This window comes from Candidatus Acidiferrales bacterium, from assembly GCA_035515795.1.
Lineage (GTDB): Bacteria > Bacteroidota > Ignavibacteria > Kryptoniales > JAKASW01 > JAKASW01.
This window is the reverse complement of record DATJAY010000035.1, coordinates 138702-152718: the sequence shown is the minus strand read 5'-3', so window position 1 is coordinate 152718 and position 14017 is coordinate 138702. Positions and strand designations below refer to the sequence as shown.

Here is a 14017-nt window from a genome sequence, read left to right as displayed (position 1 = left end):
TTTCCTGTCCCGATTGCGATCAACCTTACTTGTTTGCTATGCTTACGTAACCGCTGTCGCGGGCATTTGTGGCGCCGGTCGTAACGACCACATCACCCTCAGAGAGCCCTGCCAGAATTTCGGTGTTCTTTCCATCGGTAACACCGAGCTGGACATTTTGCTGAAAAGAACGTCCATCCCGCACGAGGAAAACCCGGTTCGTAATGCCGTCGCTTACGATTGCAGTGACGGGGACAACTATGCTTCTCGAGTTGGAGCTGATCGGAACATTTACCCTGCAAAACATTCCAGGCCTGAACCAATTATCCGAAGTATTAATGAAAAGCGCCTTCATCTGGAAAGTGCGCGAGCGAACGTCCGCAGATTTCGACAGCTGTATGATCTCCCCGCTGATCTTTACACCAGGACGCGCCTCCGAATAAACCTCAACTCTATGGCCGACAGGTAAATTTCCAAGGTCAACCTCGTTTACGTCAAAGTCGACTTTCATTCGCCCGATCTTTGCAACAGTGATCAACACGCTGCCCGGCGCTGTCAGATCGCCGACATTCACGTTGACCGCAGTGACGACGCCGGGTATCGGAGTAGTTAGTTCGACGGCACTCTTCGCAGCGTCGAAGTTTGCCTTGGCAACTTCGTATGCAGTCTCTGCACCATCGAGAGACTGCTGAGAAATCGCTCCCTCCTGGTAGAGCGCTTTCATGCGGTCGTAGGTCTTCTGCGCGTTGTTGAAACCGGCCTGCGCCTGATAGAACTGAGAAGTTGCTCCGCTCTTATCAAGCTCGACAAGAACCTGCCCGGAGCTCACTGCGTCGCTGACGTGAACGTTTATGGCAATGATCCTTTCGGAAATCTTAGCGACGATGTTGGCTTGCTCTTCGCCTTCCAAAGTCCCCGAAAATTGCTTCGTCACCGACAGAGTCTGTCGCTGAACGGTTGCCACTTCAACGGGCGTCGTGGAAGTGAAGCTGTTGCTTTGCGACCTCTGTTCACCCTGCGGTTTCCCGCAGCCATTCAAGATTAATCCGGCAAGCGCCATGCTTAAAAAAAATATTCTTACGGAATAAACTCTTCTTGTCAAGTTAAACCTCCTGTATATCCTTCCGATGTTTCTCATTTCGATCCTTGTCCGATGGCAAATTCCCATTCTGCTTTGGCGACCAGGTAATCGTAAATCGCTTGCGCATAGTTTGTTTGTGCCAATGTCATCGCAACCTGCGTGTCGAGCAATTCCAGCTGCGTTCCGACCCCGTTTTTAAATCTTGTCTCGGCGATGCTCACGGCCTTCTTTGCCTGTTCGATATTCTTCTCCTGTCCCTGGATGCGCTGTTTCGCCTCGTTCATTTTCAATCGCGCAGACTGGATTTGGATGGTGATGCCTTCCTCGGCTTTCAACCTGGTGAACTGCACTTTTCTCAAATCTACTTTCGCTTGTTCGACGCGTGCAGGGGTCCTCATGCCGTCGAAGATGTTCCATGACAGCGTTACCCCGACGTTCATTATTTTCGCCCAGAGATAATTGTTGAATTGAAAAGTATTATCCTGGGTCTCCCATTGGTACGATCCGAAGGCAAAAACCGAAGGAAAATAGCCGGATTGCTCCACGCTGATATTCTGGTCGAGCATTGTCTCCTGAAAAGCGAGCTGCTGCAGCGACGGATTCAGCGTCATGGCATCGCGCGCGCCTTGATCGAGTTCCGTTTCCGGGACTTCAGTGAACATAAAGTCTCCTTTGATCACCACATCGCTGTCGAGCGGGATCGAAAGAAGGCTCTTCAAACCGTTGGCGGCCAGGACAAGATTGTTCTCGACCGAGATGACGGTCGGCTCGGTGTTCGCGACCTGCACTTCCGCTCTGAGCAAATCGAACTCTGCGGCCTGACCATGTTTGTAAAGCGACTGGATGTTTTCATAATTTGCCTTCACCATGTCGAGTCCCTGGCGATTTGCATCGACCAGCTTCTGCATCAGCAGGACGCCATAGAATGCTTTCTTCACCTGGAGGATCACACTCTGTCTTGTAGATTCGTAACCGGCATCGGAAAGGTCCTTGTAAGTGTTTGCGATATCAAGCGCTACGTTTATCTGATGACTGTAGATCGCCTGAGTCAGCGTCAAGCCTCCTTGATAAGAATTGTTTGATCCGACAGGGAACGCTAGCTCAGTAGTATTTCCAAAGAGCGGTCCAGGTGGCAGGAACAATACCGGTATTTTTATGTTTCGGATGTACTGTGCTGAAAGAGAAACCTGAGGAAACGCACCCGATCTCGCCTCGGCTATCTGGGCGCCGGCCCTTTCACGATCCTGATCGGCGATCAAAATATCCCTGTTTTGTTCGAGCGCGATGGAGATGGCCTTGTCGAGCGTGAGAACAAATTTTTCCTGTGCTTGTGCATAAGCGATGGAGCAAAGACCTATTGCAATCCATACTTGAGCCAGTGCCCCGAATATTATTCGTCTCATGTTCTTTATTTCCATCAAACTACCCTTTCGCCTTCGGTTCTGAAATTCCATTGAAAAAAACGGAAACCATCAGAGCGACTTCATCGTCGATGTTATCCACCTTATCGATCTTATGCGGCCCGAAATGGTTGACGCAGAAGAATTGGACCATGCTGTCAAAGAGCTTTGCTAATTTAAGCGGATCCAATTTTCTGACGTTTTTCTTTTTAATCTCATCTGTGATCAGTTCTGCGAGGAGGCGTATGACGTTTGTGTAACGCTTTCTGAGGCCTCTTAGTTTTGCATCATTTTCGGAGGAATTCAGATTGTGCATTTCTTGAATGATCAACTGAAAGATGTCGGAGTTTACTTCTGCATAAGAGATAAGTCCCATTGCATAGGAAGTGAATTTGTCGTGAACATTTCCCGAAATGTTGATCGATGATTCGGCGATCTTATGAGCTTCCTCGGCCAGAGAATTGAGTATGCCAAAAAAAAGCTCTTCTTTGCTGCTGAAGTAATTATAAATAGTTCCTTTGCCGAATTCCGCATGTTGTGCTATTTCCTCGAGCGTCGTGCGGTGGTACCCTTTTTCGAGAAAGAGTTTTTTGGCGGAACTCAAGATCTCGTGCTGACGCGTTTGCTTCTCGCGCTCTTTTCGCGAGGGGACGTTACGATCCTTTTTGGAAATCTTTTGATGATTATTCTGCAAAACAGACTCCTGAGTCAAAAAATGACTTGCAAGTCATAATGTAATATTTAGAGCCATTATTGTCAAGTGTGATTCAGTCTGTTGATACAAGGCACAGTAAATAGATTTTTGGAAATATCGTTTAGTGTTCCACTGATTTCAATCTTCAGCTTTTATGCGAAGGGAGGCTGGCATACACACAAAACGAGTCGGAAGAATTTTATGAGTTTCAATTACCTGACTTCAAACTCAATCGAATTTTCAGATTATACCAGCGTCGACAGCTCTGAGTTAAAAACGACAGTGAATTCTACGGTATCACGACATTTATGTTACCAAAACCGTTGCATCAAACTATCAGCCTCAGGTGTGAGTTTCAAGGTGAGACGTCATGGAATTGGCAAAGTTGTATCTCATGAGTCCGTGGAATAACTTGATGTTGTTGCTGAAGGACTCGACGTAAATTCCTGAACGGAAAGTGATCAGGCAATTCGATATTCAAATCTGACGTGAGGATAAAGTGAAAACATTAGGATTAATTGGCGGCACGAGCTGGGTCTCGACGGTCGAATACTACAAGATCATAAATCAGCAAATCAATGAGCGGCTGGGCGGACTTAATTCTGCGAAGTTACTTCTCTATTCTGTGAACCAGGGTGAGTTCAAACCGCCGAGCAATCCTTCTGAGATGGGAGATTTTCCAAAATTTCTGATATCAGTCGCCAAGTTGCTGGAAAATGCCGGCGCAGAGTGCCTCCTCCTTTGCGCGAACACTTCTCATGTTGCCGCAGACCTGATACAAAAAAATATTCGAATCCCGCTCCTTCATATAGCTGAAGTGACGGCAAAAGCGGTGGCGAAGCAGAATATACAAACCGTCGGGCTTCTGGGCACGAAGCTCACCATGGAGCATCCGTTCTATAAAGATAGGCTTGCTAAGTTCGGCATCACGGCGCTCGTTCCGGAAGAAAATGAACGCGAATACATTCACAGAACCATAATGGCAGAGTTGGGGAAAGCTGTATTGAAGGACGAGACGAAGAAAAAGTACCTTGAGATAATTGACGAGCTTGTGCAGAAGGGCGCAGGAGGAATCATACTTGGCTGCACGGAGATTCCGCTTCTCATCAAACAGTCCGATTGCAGGATTCCTGTGTTCGATACGACAGAGATTCATGCGATGGCCGCCGTCGAGTTTGCGTTGGCATGATGCGCTCAAGCCGTCCGAATATTGAGAGATAAGAAATGAGAGCAATAGGAAAGACGCCGTTAATAAAATTGGAGCGACTCCCCGGACTGAATTGTGCCGATGTATATGTGAAGTATGAGGGAGCAAATCCCACCGGAAGTATGAAAGACAGGATGGCGCTCTCGATGATCGAAGGAGCTGAACGAAGAGGTGATCTCAAATCCGGGGGAACAGTCGTTGAATATACCGGCGGAAGTACAGGAAGTTCTTTGGCAATGGTCTGTGCGAACAAGGGCTACAAAGCATACTTCGTCTCGTCGGACGCCTTCGCGGAAGAAAAACTTCAGACGATGCGGGCATTCGGAGCCGAACTGGAGATAATTCCGAGTGAAAACGGCTTGATAACGGCAAAACTTATTGACTCTCTCGTCGAGAGAGCGAGAGAGTTAAGCAGAAACTCCAACACTTTTTGGACCGACCAGTTCAACAATGTCGACAACCGCAACGCCTATCATAACATGGCACGAGAGATCTTAGATGTTCTTGGAAATGACATTGATGAATTCATAATGGGAGTCGGCACCGGCGGGTGTTTTTCCGGAAACTCGGAGGTGTTCAAAAATGAGGTGCCGAATATTCGATGCATCCCGATCGAGCCGTTGAATGTTCGCTCTCTTTCCGGAGGCGACACGTCGGGGACTCATAAGCTCGAAGGTATCGGAGCCGGATTCGTGCCATCTATATGCAGGATGGACCTGGCTGACGAGATAATGGCCGTGTCGGATGAAGATGCCTACGACACCGCGAGAAAACTCGCGCGTACCGAAGGAATATTTGGAGGAAGAACATCCGGAGCGAATGTTTGGGCTGCAATTCAAAGAGGAAGAATCATCGGGCCAGGGAAAAGGATCGTTACGATCATCTGCGATTCAGGATTAAAATATCTCAACGGAGATTTGTACAGATGATAAGCTGGCATACAGGATGGACACAACGAATTGAAGATTATATCAAACATAGGAGGACTTATTATGCGTAATGTTTTGTCGGCACTTTTCATAGTCTTAGTGACTGTTTCATTCACCTGGGCGCAAGAGGAGAAGGATGTCGAAGGCGGTCAGGATCACCCGCTTCTCTCAAGAATGCCGGGGTTCTATATGTCGGACTACTCTCAGAAAGACTTTGACAGCTACCAATCCGATTACATTGAAGGCGATGCCGGTCGCTGGGAAGGGAAGCTCACCAATCTAAGTTACCATATCAAAACGGGAGCCAGGCAGGTCAGCATGGTTCAAATCGAGCGGAATTATGAAAATGCAGTGAAGAAATTAGGCGGAAAGATATTGTATCACGATGAAAGGGTACTCAATGCTAAGATTGAGAAGGACGGCACTGTGACATACGTGTCGGTCCAGGCTTTTAATGATGGCATAAACTACCAGCTGATCATTGTTGAATCAAAGGAGATGGAACAGGAAGTGACTGCGGACGCTGCGGCACTCAGCGAAAGCATAGCCTCCACGGGTAAAGCCGCGGTGTACGGGATTTATTTTGATACCGGTAAATTTGATGTTAAGCCGGAGTCCGGTCCGGCGCTCGACGAAATTACGAAACTTCTTAAACAGAACCCCAGCCTTGCGCTGTATGTGGTTGGACATACGGATAACGTGGGAACACTGGAATCGAACCTGAAGCTGTCCGCAAACCGTGCGGATGCCGTGGTGAAGGCGCTCATCGGTCGTGGAATAGATGGGTCGCGGCTGAAATCTTCTGGAGTAGGGCCATATTGCCCGGTGGCTTCGAATGCAACCGATGAGGGAAAGGCAAAGAATCGAAGAGTGGAGCTGGTACAGCAGTAGAGAATTCAGCTCTGTCCCGAATAGATTTCTTCGGGGCAGAGGTCGAAGCTTCAAAACCATTGCTGCCGTCGCAAGGTTTCATTGGGATAGAATTACCTCACAATTGCATCGCCGGGATATTCGATGCTGAATTTCAAGTGAAGTTCTTTCTTCTCTTGCGGGCTCAGTTTCAAATGCCAGTCGATAATTCCCTGTTCGTCCGGTTTCGCTTCGGTTGGTGCCGGAGCTAACAATTCAACCACAATTTTTTCGTCGCTGGACACGGGAATCTGGTCCTTCACGTCGATATCCACCGGCACCTTCTTATCGTTCTCGACAGTGATTAAATAATCGTAAGTTGTCTTAGTCTTCTTTGAAAGTAGTCCCGTTGATTCTGTGAACTCTTTCAGTAATTTTCTACCTACTTTTATCGCCTCATCAGTTCCGAGATAAGTTTGAAATTCTTCTCCAGGAAAGACGGTGCCTATCGAAGTGGTTGCAACAAACGAGTTGTCGAGGAAGACATTTGCGGGGCCAGAAATAAAGGGATAGTCAGTTGAGTCTTTTGTCCTTCCAGTTAGATAAGCCCCGGGAGATGCAAGTGGAACACACATGTAAGAAAGGTCAACAGGGAGGTCCGCGATAGCGATAGTCACCTTGTGTGGATTATTATCGCTCGGAATGTCTGTCGGGGCGGGAATGACAAATGTAGAGGACGCGGTACGCTCGTGAACCTCGGCGGCATAATAAGTGACGGCATTGGATGAAGGTGAGGACACAGTACCGTTTGATGCTAGTTGCTGGAATATATTCGTCCTCTGTGATTGTCTCTCAGCGGTTACGACCACTTCTTTCCCTTGAATTGAAAGGGGTCCCAGCAAGAAATCGCCTCTCCTTGTTGACGACGAATTGACTCCGAATGTCGCTGATGTCATAGCTTGGTAGCCGACCAACAAAACCCTCAATTGATAGTTACCGTTAGGAACATTAGCAATCGAATAATATCCATCAAGATTGGTCGCTGCTCCGTAATTTGTGCCCACAACAACAACATTTGCTCCCGGCAACGCTTCGTCGGTTACTCTATCGATGATTCGACCTCTTATGGTGTTTCCCGGCCCGGGTTCCTGAACTATCCCGAGAGACAAAGACGCCATAGACTGTTGATTATTTTCTCCAACGTCCTTCTGCAAATTGATAGTCGGGATCTGGGAAATCATCTGATGTTGGCCGGCTTGCCATGGTACTAAAACTGGAGGTGCTCCATTAGCCACCGGCTGAGCAGTTGATAACGTGACCATGACATTTTTCCAATCCTCACCAGTTGCTTGTCGGACGACGCCGGAATAAGTTAGCTCCATGACTTTGTCGCCGGAGGTGGCGTGTAAGTCATATAACGGCGCCCAGCTTGCAGCACCAATTACATAGGAAACCTGCAGGTTAGCGCTGTCGGATTTGTTCGATGATAGCGTCACAACGACGCGTTTCTCCGTTTTTTTTGGAAAGTTTTGCATTTGTTGAGCTTCAGTTTGTATGGTCAAGATCTGATCTTTGACTTCTCGGAGCCTTGCACCTGTGTTGATAATTTTTTCATTTATGGCGTCCATATTTTTTTCAAGAAAGCTCACCATCTTTGCCCAATCTTCATACGAAGATTTTACCGCCCCGACTTGTGCACTCCTGGCATAATAGATGCGAAGCGAGTCTAAGAAGGACATTTCCGCATCCAAAACATCCATTCTCTTCTCCAGGATCTGTTCCTCATTCTGTAATGACGATAGCTGATCATATAACTCACGCACATGTTCATTTGAAATTGTGTCTTTGAAAACCATTTTAATCTGAACGTCAAGTACCTTCACGTTGGACTCGGATTCACCTGAAACGCGAAGTGATTGGTCAGCTAATATGACCGGCAATCCCGCGAATTCCACCGTATTCATACCCGGCGAAAGATTCACCTCTGCAGTTCTGATGATCAGTGCCCGGTCTGCGTAAACCGTTACCGCAGAAACTTTTGATTTAACATCCTGGCTGGCACGGGATGCACTGGAAAAGATGAAGGATGCAATCAGGATAACAATTCCAAACGACAGAACTTTCTTAGCGTTCATTGTAGCCTCTCCTGAATTTTTTGTTGGTTTGTTAACCTCAATATAAGAGGTGCCGTTGCACTTCACAAATCGGAAGGGTAACTTAGTAGCGTTCACAGTTGCATTCAATTAACGGAGGATAAATCGTGGAAAAAATTAAGATCAACAATTCGGGTTTCGGGATTATCTGGATTATCGGTTGGCTGTTCACGCTTGGTTTTTTGAAGCTTGCATTTTGGAACGGAGTTTTAGCGATATTAATCTGGCCATACTACATCGGCTCAACGCTCAGCGGGCTTATAAAATAAATAATTAGACGTTCAGAAAAATTGTATGATGAATAGAGCAACAACTCTGGTTGTTATCTATTTTCTTTTGTCTTCTGCGACAAAATTTGCCGCTCAGACTCTGCCGTACCAGGATGCGAATCTGCCGGTAATGCAAAGGGTCGAGGACCTGATGGGAAGGATGACAATGGATGAGAAGATCGGCCAGATGATGCAGATCGATCTTAGTATAGCTCAATACAATCCTTCGAGTCTTAATTCGTACTGTATCGGCTCCGTCCTGAGCGGTGGCGGCTCCGATCCGGCTTCGGGAAATCGACTGTTGAACTGGGCAAACGTGTATGATACCCTGCAAACTTATGCGCTGAGAGGTCGGTTGAAGATTCCCATTATCTACGGAATCGACGCCGTGCATGGTGACAACAACGTTTACGGGGCAACTATTTTTCCCCACAATATCGGCATGGGATGCACGCGCGACCCGGAATTGGTCAAGGAAGAGGAGCGCGCCACAGCGGAAGAAGTCGCCGCGACGGGCATCGATTGGACGTTCGGTCCCTGCATCGCTGTTCCCCGCGACGAAAGATGGGGACGCACTTATGAGGGATTTGGAGAAACTCCCGAACTTGCACAGCTTCTCGGGTCATCAGCCGTTCGCGGTTTCCAGGGAGACTCTTTGTCAGAACCTACGAGTATCCTCGCGTGCACGAAACATTACCTTGGAGATGGTGGAACAACCGGCGGGATAGACCAGGGAAATACTCAAGGCGACACCGCAACCATAAGAAAATTATTTTTGCCCGGGTATGTTTCTGCAATTGACTCCGGAGTTGGAAGCATAATGGTCTCGTTCAGCAGCATCAACGGACAGAAAATGAGCGGGAGCAGGTACTGGATCACGGACGTTCTGAAAAATGAATTGGGATTCAGCGGGTTTGTCGTTTCGGATTGGGCAGCTATCGACCAGCTGGCGAGCAATTACCAGGAATGCGTTAATGAGTCGATCAATGCTGGAATAGACATGGTCATGATTCCTTTCCAGTATGACTCTTTCCGCACTGCGATGAGGAATCTTCTAAGCGAAGGGAAAATAGATACGCCGCGGGTTAACGACGCCGTCCGAAGAATTTTGACGATCAAATTCAGGCTCGGTCTATTCGAAAGGCCTTTCACAGACAGGTCTCTCATGCCTTTAGTGGGAAGTGCTGCCCATCGTTCTATTGCGCGCCGGTGCGTAAGAGAATCGATTGTGCTCTTGAAAAAGAAAGATGGAATTCTCCCGCTGCGGAGAGCAAACACGAGAATTCTTGTAGCCGGTTCGAATGCAGACGATCTCGGGAATCAATGCGGCGGCTGGACGATCACATGGCAGGGACTCAGCGGCGCATCAACGATCGGCACGACGATCCTGCAGGGAATGAGAGACGCTGCTCCGGACGCCGAGGTAGAATATTCGCCGACGGGAATTTTCGCAGACACCATTGCCGATTATTCCGTCGTGGTAATCGGTGAGACTCCTTATGCTGAATATTTGGGGTATGAATCGGATCTCGGCATTCCACAAAGCGATGTCGACTTGGTAAAGAGGATGAAAAGTTACGGTGCGCCTGTCATTGTGGTACTTGTTTCCGGAAGGCCTATGATACTCGAGAAGATTTTGCATTATTCGGATGTGATATTCGCCGCGTGGCTTCCAGGAACCGAAGGAGAAGGAGTTTCGGACATGCTCTTCGGCGAATTTCAACCGAAAGGTGTTTTGTCGCATACCTGGCCGAAGAATATGGCACAGATCCCGATCAACTACGGTGACAGTGTTTACAATCCTTTGTACCCCTACGGATTTGGAATCACGTCATATGCGGATTCTCCGGTCGGTTCGCCTCCCGTCGCACAGTCTGCCATCGTCACAAGCGGAGGGAACTCCCTTGAGTTGACGTTCAACAAACGAATGAAGGATCCCTCGTCGGACCAATCGGCGTTTGGTCTCGTGCGGAACGGGAAAGTCATCGATGCGGCGATTTCGTTGTCTTTAAAGAACGGCGACAGCACGACGATCATCGTAGCATTGGACAAAACATATTATTCACAAAATGACACAGCCGCAATATCGTACAATTCCGGAACGCTCGAATCGGCGGATGGTGGTACACTCCAGCCGTTCAATTCGTTCGACGTTTACAATTGGTCAAGCGTCGTTTCAGCAATCAGTGAAGGCAAGTACTCGATTCCGACGACAGACCAGCTCGATCAGAATTATCCCAATCCGTTCAATCCGTCGACCACGATCGGCTATCGGCTTTCAGCAGGCGGCCGTGTCACCTTGAAAGTCTACGATGTGCTGGGTAGAGAAGCGGCAACTCTCGTTGATGCTCGTCAGAATGCCGGGGCTCATTCGCTGGTGTTCAATGCGGCCAAATTTCCGACCGGCGTCTATTTCCTGAAGATGACCGCCGGCGGTCACTCGCAATCCAGGAAGATCGTGCTTTTGAAATGATCCGTGTCGCTAACGGTGCCTGACTTTCAAGGATAGTATAGCAAGCGTGAGCACAAGTGTCACGCTGTTCGCGAGAATAATCGGAAGAGAACCCAGTTGTATACCATAGAGGAGCCATAAGAAAACACCTGTACACAACATAAGGTACATCCTCAAGCTGATATCTCGTGTCGACCGTGTTCTCCAGACTTTTAGAAACTGCGGAACGAACGCAATGGTCGTCAAAATCGCTGCAAGGAATCCGATGATTTCAGTCAATTGTTTTTCTAATAAGAATAAGAAAAGAACTGCCGGTTTTCAACCGCAGATCTCTCTGAGAAACCGGAAACCTGTTCAGCTAGTTCTCCCCGTAGGTTTTCGCAGCTTCCCAGCCGACGATTGCCGCTTTGCGTGCGTTTCCCCAATGATAGTCGCCGATTACTCCGGTCGATTTGATTACCCGGTGACAAGGAATTAGATACGCAACCGGATTACTTCCGATTGCTGCACCGACTGCTCTCGATGCCGTTGGGCGGCCGATCTCGTCCGCAACTTGGGAATATGTTCTTATCTCGCCGAACGGAATTTTCAGCAATGCCTCCCACACCTTCAGTTGAAATGGAGTCGCTTTCAGGTGAAGCTTGATCTTAGAGATGCTTTTCCAGTCGTCTTGAAAAATTTTCAATGCGTTTTGATGGAACGGAACTCTCCCGCGGATCAGGGAAGCATTTGTGTACTTCTCGCGTAACATTCTCACTGATCGTTGTTCATTATTTGCAAACCCGATGTGACAAAGTCCTGTGGGCGTCGAAGCCATAATAATTTTTCCGAAAGGAGCGTCGTAAAACTCATAGTTAATGACAAGATTTTCCCCTTTGTTCTTAAATTCACCGGGAGTCATCCTTTCGATGTTAATGAACAGGTCATGGAGGCGCCCTGTGCCCGAGAGGCCCAATTGATAACTCGTCTCGGCAAGAGAAGCACTTTGTCTCAGCAGACTCTTTGCATGCTCGACACTGATGTACTCCAGGAATTTCTTCGGACTCACTCCCGCCCATTTTTTAAATAGCCGATGGAAATGATACTTGCTCAAATGTACCACATCGGCAAGATGATCAAGGTCCGGCTGTTCCCGGAAGTGTTCGTTTATGTATGAAATTGCTTTCGCTATTCGCTCGTAGTCGGTCATCTTTTCCTCCGTGCTTTGAGATGAAGTTAACCCGCAACTGCCGACTGAAAAACCCGATTCTTGCTGAATTTCATCCGTCTCTTCTATCTTTCGCCGTTTAAAGTTATATTTTTTGAAAAAGGAAAAGCTCTGGATACACTTAACGTTCTTTTCATAGGAGACATCGTCGGCAATCCCGGGATCGGGATGGTCACGAATTTCATCAGAAGTTTCATCGATAAACACAAAATAGATTTCGTCATCGCAAACGGCGAGAACGCGGCTGACGGAAAAGGAATAACGGATAAGATCGCTCAGAAATTTTTCGGTGCCGGGATTCACGTAATTACCAGCGGAAACCACATCTGGGACAAATTTCAGATCCACGAATACATGATGCAGGAAAAAAACCTGTTGCGTCCTATGAATTTTCCGAAAGGTTCGTATGGGTCCGGTTACACGATATATAATCTCGGAGAAAAAGGGAAAATCGGCGTAATCAATTTGCAGGGAAGAGTTTTCATGTACCCGATCGACGACCCGTTCCGTACGGCGGACTGGGTCATTGAGAAGATCAAAGCCGAAACAAACTTTGTGATCGTCGATATGCATGCGGAAGCCACCGCAGAAAAAATCGCTATGGGATGGTACCTTGACGGAAAAGTCAGTGCGGTTGTCGGAACTCATTCGCATATACAGACCGCGGACGAGAGGATCCTGCCGGGCGGCACCGCATACATCACCGACGTCGGAATGACCGGGCCTTACGATTCGATCATAGGGATGAAGAGAGAAAGTGCGATGAAAAGATTTCTTTACGTCACGCCGGCAAAATATGAAGCCGCAGACGCCGATGCCAGACTCGCCGCCGTCGTCTTCTCCATCGACAAATCGACCGGCAAAGGAGTAAGTATAGAGAGAATCTTTTATCCGCCATTCAACGAAAAATCATGAACGCAAAAATAATCGACGGCAAAACCGTATCGCAGGAAATCAGAGAAGAAGTAAAAGCTCAGGCGAATAAGTTCAAGGAAGATTGCGGCATAACCCCGGGGCTGGCTTTCATACTTGTCGGCGACAATCCTGCGTCACAGGTTTACGTGAAGAACAAGGCCAAAGCGTGCGAATCGCTTGGATATTATTCGGTGACGGAAAAAATGCCTGATGACACCACTCAGGAAAAAGTGCTTGCGAAGATCAATGAGTTCAACCACGATGACAAGATCCACGGCATACTGGTACAAATGCCGCTCCCGAAGCAGATCAATGAATATAAGGTCATCGAAGCGGTTGAGCCTTCGAAGGATGTGGATGCTCTGCATCCGTACAACATCGGCAGATATTGTGAAGCGAAGTCATGGAAAGAAATAATGGATAAAAAACTCTTGCTTCCTTGCACGCCTTATGGAATAATGATATTGCTTGAAAAGTATCGAATCGATGTTTCGGGGAAGAACGCCGTTGTGGTCGGCCGTTCAAATTTAGGCGGCAAACCGGCGGCGATGCTCCTCCTTTCCAAAAACGCGACCGTTACCATGGCACATTCAAAAACCGAAAAACTTCAGGAAGTCTGCAGGAAAGCGGATATACTCGTTGCGGTTGTCGGGAAAGCGAATTTCATAACGAGAGATTTCATCAAGCCTGGGGCCGCTGTGTTCGATGTCGGAATAAACCGCACCGAAACAGGAATGTGCGGCGATGTGGATTTCGACAACGTCAAGGATGTTGCGGGTTGGATAACTCCCGTTCCGGGAGGCGTCGGAGCCATGACGATCACGATGCTCATGAAGAATACGCTCTTGGCGGCAAGCCGACAAGAAGCGATTTGATTTTTAG

Annotated in this window: 13 protein-coding genes; 7 read left to right on the top strand and 6 right to left on the bottom strand. The window is 47.9% G+C overall.

The features are described 5' to 3' along the window. Window positions 1–25: 25 nt before the first annotated feature. Genes VLX91_14255 through VLX91_14245 form a run of 3 tightly spaced genes read right to left on the bottom strand, consistent with a single transcriptional unit; the run spans window position 26 to window position 3154 of the window. Complete coding sequence (locus tag VLX91_14255) at window positions 26–1081, bottom strand: efflux RND transporter periplasmic adaptor subunit (protein ID HUI31369.1); 1056 nt, start codon at window positions 1079–1081, stop codon at window positions 26–28. A 32-nt stretch (window positions 1082–1113) separates the two neighbouring features. Beyond that, on the bottom strand, window positions 1114–2463 hold the full coding sequence (locus VLX91_14250; protein HUI31368.1) for a TolC family protein: 1350 nt from the start codon (window positions 2461–2463) through the stop codon (window positions 1114–1116). Window positions 2464–2482: 19 nt separating this feature from the next. Beyond that, entirely contained in the window at window positions 2483–3154 is a 672-nt protein-coding gene (locus VLX91_14245) for a TetR/AcrR family transcriptional regulator (protein ID HUI31367.1), read from the bottom strand. Window positions 3155–3653: 499 nt separating this feature from the next. On the opposite strand from VLX91_14245, the gene VLX91_14240 reads away from it, so the two are divergent. From VLX91_14240 to VLX91_14230, 3 genes are all read left to right on the top strand, one after another. Continuing rightward, window positions 3654–4343 (top strand): aspartate/glutamate racemase family protein, encoded by a 690-nt coding sequence (locus tag VLX91_14240; GenBank protein ID HUI31366.1) that lies wholly within the window; start codon window positions 3654–3656, stop codon window positions 4341–4343. Between the two features lie 35 nt (window positions 4344–4378). Then, window positions 4379–5290, top strand: coding sequence for a cysteine synthase family protein (locus VLX91_14235; protein HUI31365.1), 912 nt, complete (start codon window positions 4379–4381; stop codon window positions 5288–5290). Window positions 5291–5353: 63 nt separating this feature from the next. Beyond that, the gene (locus VLX91_14230) at window positions 5354–6181 is read left to right on the top strand and encodes an OmpA family protein (protein HUI31364.1); all 828 of its coding nucleotides are present in this window, start codon (window positions 5354–5356) and stop codon (window positions 6179–6181) included. A gap of 92 nt (window positions 6182–6273) precedes the next feature. Here the strand turns inward: VLX91_14230 and VLX91_14225 are convergent, their stop codons facing one another. Then, a complete protein-coding gene (locus VLX91_14225) occupies window positions 6274–8274 on the bottom strand; it encodes a mucoidy inhibitor MuiA family protein (protein HUI31363.1) in 2001 nt (666 codons plus the stop codon). 125 nt (window positions 8275–8399) lie between these two features. Between VLX91_14225 and VLX91_14220 the strand changes: the two genes are divergently transcribed. Then, window positions 8400–8561 (top strand): hypothetical protein, encoded by a 162-nt coding sequence (locus VLX91_14220; GenBank protein ID HUI31362.1) that lies wholly within the window; start codon window positions 8400–8402, stop codon window positions 8559–8561. A gap of 28 nt (window positions 8562–8589) precedes the next feature. After that, a complete protein-coding gene (locus VLX91_14215) occupies window positions 8590–11034 on the top strand; it encodes a glycoside hydrolase family 3 N-terminal domain-containing protein (protein ID HUI31361.1) in 2445 nt (814 codons plus the stop codon). 9 nt (window positions 11035–11043) lie between these two features. Here VLX91_14215 and VLX91_14210 read toward each other — a convergent pair whose 3' ends face one another. Then, window positions 11044–11292, bottom strand: a complete 249-nt coding sequence (locus VLX91_14210; protein HUI31360.1) for a SemiSWEET transporter — start codon at window positions 11290–11292, stop codon at window positions 11044–11046. 79 nt (window positions 11293–11371) lie between these two features. Next, window positions 11372–12202, bottom strand: coding sequence for a methylated-DNA--[protein]-cysteine S-methyltransferase (locus tag VLX91_14205; protein HUI31359.1), 831 nt, complete (start codon window positions 12200–12202; stop codon window positions 11372–11374). 60 nt (window positions 12203–12262) lie between these two features. Between VLX91_14205 and VLX91_14200 the strand changes: the two genes are divergently transcribed. Together VLX91_14200 and folD are read left to right on the top strand one after the other, a co-directional pair. Continuing rightward, window positions 12263–13135: a TIGR00282 family metallophosphoesterase gene (locus VLX91_14200; protein HUI31358.1), complete on the top strand. Its 873-nt coding sequence runs from the start codon at window positions 12263–12265 to the stop codon at window positions 13133–13135. Next, window positions 13132–14010, top strand: coding sequence for a bifunctional methylenetetrahydrofolate dehydrogenase/methenyltetrahydrofolate cyclohydrolase FolD (gene folD, locus VLX91_14195; GenBank protein ID HUI31357.1), 879 nt, complete (start codon window positions 13132–13134; stop codon window positions 14008–14010). The genes VLX91_14200 and folD overlap by 4 nt, the downstream gene beginning before the upstream one ends. The last annotated feature ends 7 nt before the right edge of the window (window positions 14011–14017 follow it).

Excerpts from the sequence above, each read along its gene's own strand:
- VLX91_14250 (HUI31368.1), bottom strand. The coding sequence starts at position 2,463 with ATGAGACGAATAATATTCGGGGCACTGGCTCAAGTATGGATTGCAATA.
- VLX91_14235 (HUI31365.1), top strand. The coding sequence starts at position 4,379 with ATGAGAGCAATAGGAAAGACGCCGTTAATAAAATTGGAGCGACTCCCC.
- VLX91_14230 (HUI31364.1), top strand. The coding sequence starts at position 5,354 with ATGCGTAATGTTTTGTCGGCACTTTTCATAGTCTTAGTGACTGTTTCA.
- VLX91_14225 (HUI31363.1), bottom strand. The coding sequence starts at position 8,274 with ATGAACGCTAAGAAAGTTCTGTCGTTTGGAATTGTTATCCTGATTGCA.
- VLX91_14215 (HUI31361.1), top strand. The coding sequence starts at position 8,590 with ATGAATAGAGCAACAACTCTGGTTGTTATCTATTTTCTTTTGTCTTCT.
- VLX91_14205 (HUI31359.1), bottom strand. The coding sequence starts at position 12,202 with ATGACCGACTACGAGCGAATAGCGAAAGCAATTTCATACATAAACGAA.
- folD (HUI31357.1), top strand. The coding sequence starts at position 13,132 with ATGAACGCAAAAATAATCGACGGCAAAACCGTATCGCAGGAAATCAGA.